Origin of the sequence: Dietzia sp. CW19 (genome assembly GCF_014145265.1) — a bacterium.
Taxonomy (GTDB): domain Bacteria; phylum Actinomycetota; class Actinomycetes; order Mycobacteriales; family Mycobacteriaceae; genus Dietzia; species Dietzia natronolimnaea.
This window is the reverse complement of the sequence record NZ_JAALEE010000541.1, coordinates 1-7,096: the sequence shown is the minus strand read 5'-3', so window position 1 is coordinate 7,096 and position 7,096 is coordinate 1. Positions and strand designations below refer to the sequence as shown.

Below are 7,096 nucleotides of genomic sequence, written 5' to 3'. Positions count from 1 at the left end.
GTGGGCGCCGCCACCGGACTGGTCGGTGCGGGCGGCGGATTCCTCGTCGTCCCGGCCCTGGTGCTCCTGGCGGGTCTACCGATGACCGTCGCGGTGGGCACGTCCCTGCTGGTCATCGCCATGAAATCCTTCGCCGGACTCGGCGGCTACCTCACCTCGGTCAGCCTGGACTGGCCGCTCGTCGCCGCCGTCACCGCCGCCGCCATCGCCGGTTCCTTCGTCGGCATCCGGCTCACCTCGGTCGTCCCGGAGAAGGCGCTGCGCAAGGGGTTCGGCTTCTTCGTCCTGCTCATGGGAGCCTTCGTCCTGTCCCAGGAACTGCCCTTCCCCGCCGCACCGATCATCCTGGGCACCGTCGCCATCCTGGGCACTGCCGCGGCCACCTGCCTCCTCGCCGCCAAGGACCGCTGCCCGCTGAGATCCGCCACTCCGATCGCCGCGCGGGCCTCGTGACGCGGAGCTGAACGGCCCCGACCGCACGGACCACGGCCCGTGCGGTCGGGGCCGTTCCCGTCGACGCCGGTTGTCCTCCGACCGCGGTGCGCGCACCATTCGCGTCATGGATACAACTCTGCTCTGGGACGGCTGGGAACCGGTCGTCCACTCCGTCGTCATGGTCGTGTGCGGTTTCGTCGCCCTGGTCGTGATCCTCCGGGTATCCGGCCCACGCACCATGGCCAAGATGACGCCCCTCGACTTCATCGTGGCGGTGACCATCGGTTCGGCGTTCGGGCGCACACTCACCGCCACCGAGGTGCCGCTGGCGCAGACGGTCCTGGTGTTGGCGCTACTCGTGGGCGTCCAGTGGTTGTTCGCGGCGGTCCGCGCGCGGTCTCCGCGCGTCCGGTCCCTGCTGGACAGCCCGCCGATCCTCCTCTATTACCAGGGACGGATGCAGGGCAGGGCGCTACGGAGCCACCGCCTTCTCGAGGAGGACGTCCACACCGCGGCCCGGCAATCCGGGAAGGGTTCGCTCGAGCAGGTCGCGGCGGTGATCCTCCAACAGGACGGCAGCCTGGGGGTCATCGGTCGCGACGATCTGGGCGACGCCTCGAGCCTCCTGCCCTTCACGGGCCGACACGACATCCGTGACAACGAGGGCTGATCGAGGGATAGCTCGAGGGATAAAGAAATCATCCCCGACCGGTGGCGTGAGGAATATCACATCGTTACGGCGACCCCACTGTGCTAGGGAAAGGCGGGGTCATGGATCAATTCAACCGGAGGGCCTTTCTCGCGCGGGCGTCCCTGTTCGGTGCATTCGTCAGCGCGGGCGTCGCGTTTCCGGGCGCCCTGAACGGCTCCCTCGAAGCGGTGGGACGAGCGAACGCCCAGGGCACGGGGAGTGCCGTCCTCGACGCGGTCGAGGAGTTCTCCCTGGACACCATGCGGGCGCTGTGTGTGATGGTCATGCCCGGACCCGACGAGTGGTCGAGGCAACAGGGCACGCCGCGCGAGGACCCGGGACCGATCGAGGTCGGCGGCGGCGAGTTCATGAAGGACCTGTTCGACAACTACCTCGCGATGGGCGACCAGCTGGCCCGACCGCTCGCGCTGGGACTCGGGACAGCTTCGCCACCGTCGCCGAGGCCGTGGAGTGGATGCGTCAGTCCCGGGTCCAGATCCGGACATCCGGAGACCCGGTCACCGGCACCACCGTCACCGTCCACCTGGCGCTCGACGACCGCAGCGGCGACTCGGCGATCATCGAGTACATCGACGGCGAGCCCCACATCTGGCATGACCGGTCCTACACGGTGATGACCAATTCGCCGCCGTTCGCAGAGCAGCTCGAACGCCTCCACGAGATCGAGGGCTTCGGCGGTGACCGCCCGCTCCCCGGGGGCACGGACGCCGACGAGAGGTTCGCCCGCGCGGCCTTCTACCTGGACCGGCTCCCGGCGCCCGCCGACCGGACGAGGGCTGTCGCGGAGCTGCTGAGCGTGATGCGCAACGCGTCCCAACCGTTCCGCGTGCCGGATCCCGACCACCCCAACGCCTCCACCACCCTGTGGCGGACCATCACCGACCACGTCGACGGTGTGTACGTCTTCGAGGACACCGGTCGGCCCAACATCGTCTGGGTCCGGCTGGACGGCCTCGATCTGTCCGAGGGCGCACCCGTGCGCAAGCTCGACCTGGTCGCCGACACCGGGCTCGAGGGGGGCCTCGTCGGAGAGGTCAGCGCGCACTTCGAGGCGACGGCCCCCATGGAGTTCCTCCGCGCATCCTGAGAACGGCTCCCGGGCGCCCCGCCCGTCGACAGCCCAGCCCGCCGGGTGCCCTGCCCGTCCCCAGCCCCGCCCGTCGGGCGCCCGGGGCGTGCGCGACCCGTTCTCAGAAGACGCCGACCCCCAGCCGTCGGCGCGCCCGCAGGTCCCACAGGTTGAGCGTGTAGACCACGCGCAGCGGCCTGGACAGGACCATGTCGAGCGCGGCCGCGAGGTTCACGAGGACCCGTCGGCGCCTGAGATCCCGAGGGGTGATCGTCCAGCGCATCTCGTCACGGATCCGCTCGGGGACCGCGAACTTGGTCATGGACAGACTCCACGGCCCCAGGGTCTTGTGCGCGAGTGTCCCCAGCTGCTTCATCCGGACCTCGAGGACCGTGAAGTCGGCGAGTGCCTGGAGGTACTCGCGGACGGTGTCGTCGATCCGGACGCCGTCGATGCCCTCGGCGAATCGTCGCTGGTACTCGGCCCAGGTCGACGGCCAGCGGGCCTCGGGCACGTTCAGGGTGGTCCCGAGCGGTCGCGCGAGTTCGATCACCCGGTCGAGCTCCGCCTCCGACAGCGGCCCGTGCACCATCTCCCACTGATCGGTGTAGTAGCGGACCAGACACAGCGCCACCCACGTCTGTGAGGCCGCGGAGTTGGCGTTGTAGCGGACCGGACTGGACCCGGTGGAGTAGACCTGCGCGTGGATCTGCCGCACCGCCTCGTGGAAGAACTTCCGGTCCTCCTGGTTCCCCAACGTGGCCACGGCGAGGTACTGGGCGGTGGTCCTCCCGCGCTTGATCGGGCGGAGGTCACCGCGGCCCCGGTCCACCCGGCTCTCGACCACGCCGTACCCGACGGCGGGGTCGGCGAGTTGCATCACCACGTTCGCGGCGGGGAGCCAGAACCACAGGTGCGTGGACAGGTCCGGGAGGTGCCGGATCCTCATCGGGTCGAGGCCTGCGTCGACGGATCGCGTTCCTGGGTTCATCACGTCACTCCCTGTGCACTGCGCGTGCCGCGCGATCATGTCGTATGTGGCCGAGTTTCAGATCACATATATCTTACATTGGGATGCGAGGGGAAGGAACCCACCGCTCGACCGCTCGACCGGGACGCCGGGACGCCGGGACGCCGGGACTGGCAGGATAGGGTTGCCTAACTTAAGGAGGCCCCCGTGGCAGATGAGCGCAAGCGCCCCACCCCGACCACCCTCACCGTGCTGCGCACCGAGACGGTGAGCGCCCACATGGTCCGGGTCGTCCTCGGCGGCGCGGGGTTCGACGCCTTCGCCCCGCGCGCGGAGACCGACAGCTACGTCAAACTCGAACTGCCCTCCGAGGACGGCCCCGTGGTGCGGACCTACACCGTGCGTCGCGTCGACCTCCCGGCCCGCGAGATCTGGATCGACTTCGTCGTGCACGGAGACGCGGGCGTGGCGGGGCCGTGGGCCCGGACGGTCGCGCCCGGGACCGACGTCACCGTCCGGGGGCCGGGCGGCGGGTACCGTCCCGACCCCGAGGCGGACTTCCACCTCCTCGCCGGGGACGAGACCGCGGTCCCCGCGATCTCCGCCGCGCTGGAGGCCCTGCCCGAGGACTCGGTGGGAGCGGTGTTCCTGGAGGTGGGAGACGACGACGACGAGGTGTCGCTCACCGCTCCGGAGGGGGTGCGGATCACCTGGCTGCACCGCGGGACCCCCTCCACCCACGCCGGCCCCGGACGGATCGACGGCGACGCGCCGCTGGTCGTCGCCCTCCGCGAGATGCCGTGGCCGGACGGCGACGTGCAGGTGTTCGTGCACGGCGAGGCCGAGACCGTGATGAAGCATCTGCGCCCCCTGCTGCGCTCCGGACGCGGCGTCCCGGCCCGGCGGGCCTCGATCTCGGGATACTGGCGCCGGGGCCGCACTGAGGAGGGTTTCCGCACCTGGAAACGCGAGTTGGCGGAATCGGAGCCGGATCAGCAACCCGTGAGGTGAGTCCCGGGTTACGCGGTCGGTGTGACCCGGTACCCTCATGTGCCAGCACTGTTAACGCATCCGGCCCCTCACGCTCACCCGTGACCGTAGACAAGGCATGGCACATGGCATTCTCACGCGCGACGCTCTTCACCGGACTGGTGGCCACCTCGGCACTCGTCCTCGCAGGCTGCACCGGCGGCTCCGACGATGACGCCGCCGGTGGCGGCGGCGAGTCCTACACGATCGGCATCAACCAGCTCGTCCAGCACCCCGCTCTCGACGCGGCCACCGCGGGCTTCAAGGAGGCCTTCGCCGACGCCGGTGTCGAGGTGGAGTTCAACGAGCAGAACGCCAACGGTGAGCAGGCCACCGCGCTGACCATCGCGCAGCAGTTCGCCGCCGACGACCTGGACCTCGCGCTGGCGGTGGCGACCCCGGCCGCCCAGGCGATGGCCCAGAACATCATCAACATCCCACTGCTGTTCACCGCGGTCACCGACCCGGTCTCGGCCGAGCTCGTCGACTCGATGGAGGAGCCGGGCGCCAACGTCACCGGCACCTCGGACGCCGCGCCGATCGACGAGCAGCTCGAGCTGCTCAAGGAGATCGTCCCCGACGCCGAGCGCGTCGGCATCGTCTACGCCTCGGGCGAGGTCAACTCGCAGGTCCAGGTGGACCAGGCCGAGGAGGCCGCCGGCCCGCTCGACCTGGAGATCGTCACCCAGACCGTCACCTCGGTCAACGAGATCCAGCAGGCCGTCGAGGCGCTCGGCGACGTCGACGCGATCTACGTACCGACCGACAACATGGTCGTCTCCGGTATCGCGGCTCTCGTCCAGGTGGCCGAGAGCAAGCAGATCCCCGTGATCGCCGCGGAGGAGGGCACCGTCTTGGGCGGCGCCGTCGCCACGCTGGGAATCGATTACACCGAGTTGGGCCGCCAGACGGGCGAGATGGCGCTGCGCATCCTGCGCGACGGCGAGGACCCGGCCACGATGCCCGTGGAGACCGCCGCCGAGTTCACCTACGTGGTCAACGAGGACGCCGCGGAGCGCCAGGGCGTCACCATCCCGGAGGACATCCTCGCCGAGGCTGAGAAGAAGTGATCGGCGCCGTCGAGGTAGGCCTCATCTACGGGGTCATGGCGCTGGGGGTCTTCCTGACCTTCCGCGTTCTCAACTTCCCCGACCTCACCGTCGACGGCAGCTTCACCACCGGTGCCGCCACCGCGGCGACGGGCATTCTCGCAGGCTGGAACCCGGTGCTCGCGACCCTCGCGGGTTTCGTCACCGGGTTCCTGGCCGGGATCATCACCGGCCTGCTGCACACCAAGGGCAAGATCGACGGCCTCCTGGCCGGGATCCTCACCATGATCGGGTTGTGGTCGGTCAACCTGCGGATCATGGGAAGCGCGAACGCGCCGTTGCTGCGGCAGGACCACGCGTTCACCCCGCTGCGCGAAGCCGGCATCCTCGGCACCTGGGGTGGCGTCGCCATCCTCGCGGTGGCCGTGGGACTGCTCGGCCTCGTCGTCGTCTGGTTCCTCACCACGAACCTGGGACTATCGATCCGCGCCACGGGCGACAACGGCCCGATGATCTCCTCGTTCGGTGTCTCCACCGACTTCACCAAGACCCTCACCCTCGCCCTGTCCAACGGCCTCGTGGGCATGTGCGGCGCGCTGTTGGCGCAGTATCGGGGCTTCGCCGACATCTCGATGGGCATCGGCCTGATCCTCGTGGGCCTGGCCTCGGTCATCCTCGGCCAGGCGATCCTCGGCCAGCGCAGGCTGTGGCTCGCGGTGTACGCCGTGATCGTGGGCGCGGTCCTGTACCAGCTCATCATCGCCATCGCGCTCGAGGTGGGGCTCAACCCGAACGACATGAGGGCGGTCACGGCCGTGCTCGTGGTGATAGCGCTTCTCGCGCCCAAGTGGAAATCCATGGGTGGTCGGTTCGGGCGCAAGCCCACGACCGCGGTCGCCGCGAACGAGCGCGCGGTGGCGGGCACCGGGACCGCCGTCGACGCCGGGCCCGAGTCCGCCGACACCGCCGCGACCGGCGCCAAGGAGACCTGACGATGCTGACAGTCACCGATGTGTCCAAGACCTTCTTCCCGGGCACCGTCAACGAGCGCCGCGCACTCCACGGTCTCAGCCTCACGATGGCCGAGGGCGACTTCGTCACCGTGATCGGCTCCAACGGCGCCGGCAAGTCGACCCTGCTCAACGCCGTGTCCGGCCGGTTGATCGCCGACGGCGGCAGCATTCAGATCGACGGCAAGGACGTCACCCGGTTGCCCGATCACAAGCGCGCGAAGTACGTGGGCCGCGTCTTCCAGGACCCGCTGGCCGGGACCGCGCCCACCCTCACCATCGAGGAGAACCTGTCGCTCGCGGTCCTGCGGGGCAGGCGACGTGGACTCGGCCCCAGCCTGAACAAGAAGCGCCGCGCGCAGTTCGCCGACCAGCTCGCCATGCTCGAGCTGGGTCTCGAGGACCGGCTCACCGCCAAGGTCGGGTTGCTCTCGGGAGGCCAGCGACAGGCGCTCTCGCTCCTCATGGCCGGGTTCACCCAACCGCGGATCATGCTGCTCGACGAACACACCGCGGCCCTGGACCCGCAGCGGGCCGAGCTGGTCACCACGATCACCGAACGGATCGTCCGCGAGGGCGGGCTCACCACGCTCATGGTCACGCACAACATGGAGCAGGCCATCCGGCTGGGCAACCGGCTGATCATGATGCACGAGGGCCGGATCGTCTACGAGGCCGACGACCAGAAGAAGGCGTCGCTCACCGTGCAGGACCTGCTCAAGGAGTTCGCCAACATCAAGGGCGCGACGCTGTCCGACAAGGCGTTCCTGGGCTGAGGCCCCGCCCGGCCCCGCCGCCTCGGCCGGCCCGCCGCCCGCCCGG

At 69.7% G+C, this 7,096-nt stretch carries 8 protein-coding genes; 7 read left to right on the top strand and 1 reads right to left on the bottom strand.

Features of this window, described 5'->3' with window-relative positions:
* The 3 genes from G6021_RS15285 to G6021_RS17935 all read left to right on the top strand — a co-directional run.
* Positions 1–453, top strand: a 453-nt coding sequence (locus G6021_RS15285) for a sulfite exporter TauE/SafE family protein (RefSeq protein WP_182641649.1), incomplete at its 5' end; no start/stop codon positions are given.
* Positions 454–559: 106 nt separating this feature from the next.
* Positions 560–1,105 carry a YetF domain-containing protein gene (locus G6021_RS15280; protein WP_095718483.1) on the top strand — a complete coding sequence of 182 codons (546 nt, stop codon included), beginning with the start codon at positions 560–562 and terminating at the stop codon, positions 1,103–1,105.
* A complete protein-coding gene (locus tag G6021_RS17935) occupies positions 1,089–2,234 on the top strand; it encodes a linear amide C-N hydrolase (protein ID WP_338404259.1) in 1,146 nt (381 codons plus the stop codon). Before G6021_RS15280 ends, G6021_RS17935 begins: the two co-directional genes overlap by 17 nt.
* 103 nt (positions 2,235–2,337) lie before the next feature.
* Here the strand turns inward: G6021_RS17935 and G6021_RS15270 are convergent, their stop codons facing one another.
* Entirely contained in the window at positions 2,338–3,207 is an 870-nt protein-coding gene (locus G6021_RS15270; protein ID WP_182641648.1) for an oxygenase MpaB family protein, read from the bottom strand.
* A gap of 186 nt (positions 3,208–3,393) precedes the next feature.
* Between G6021_RS15270 and G6021_RS15265 the strand changes: the two genes are divergently transcribed.
* The 4 genes from G6021_RS15265 to G6021_RS15250 all read left to right on the top strand — a co-directional run bounded on the left by G6021_RS15265 (position 3,394) and on the right by G6021_RS15250 (position 7,050).
* Positions 3,394–4,197 carry an SIP domain-containing protein gene (locus G6021_RS15265; protein WP_182609805.1) on the top strand — a complete coding sequence of 268 codons (804 nt, stop codon included), beginning with the start codon at positions 3,394–3,396 and terminating at the stop codon, positions 4,195–4,197.
* 104 nt (positions 4,198–4,301) lie between these two features.
* The gene (locus G6021_RS15260) at positions 4,302–5,285 is read left to right on the top strand and encodes an ABC transporter substrate-binding protein (RefSeq protein WP_182609806.1); all 984 of its coding nucleotides are present in this window, start codon (positions 4,302–4,304) and stop codon (positions 5,283–5,285) included.
* Positions 5,282–6,256 carry an ABC transporter permease gene (locus G6021_RS15255; RefSeq protein WP_182641647.1) on the top strand — a complete coding sequence of 325 codons (975 nt, stop codon included), beginning with the start codon at positions 5,282–5,284 and terminating at the stop codon, positions 6,254–6,256. The genes G6021_RS15260 and G6021_RS15255 overlap by 4 nt, the downstream gene beginning before the upstream one ends.
* A 2-nt stretch (positions 6,257–6,258) precedes the next feature.
* Positions 6,259–7,050 carry an ABC transporter ATP-binding protein gene (locus G6021_RS15250; RefSeq protein ID WP_182609808.1) on the top strand — a complete coding sequence of 264 codons (792 nt, stop codon included), beginning with the start codon at positions 6,259–6,261 and terminating at the stop codon, positions 7,048–7,050.
* Positions 7,051–7,096 lie beyond the last annotated feature (46 nt).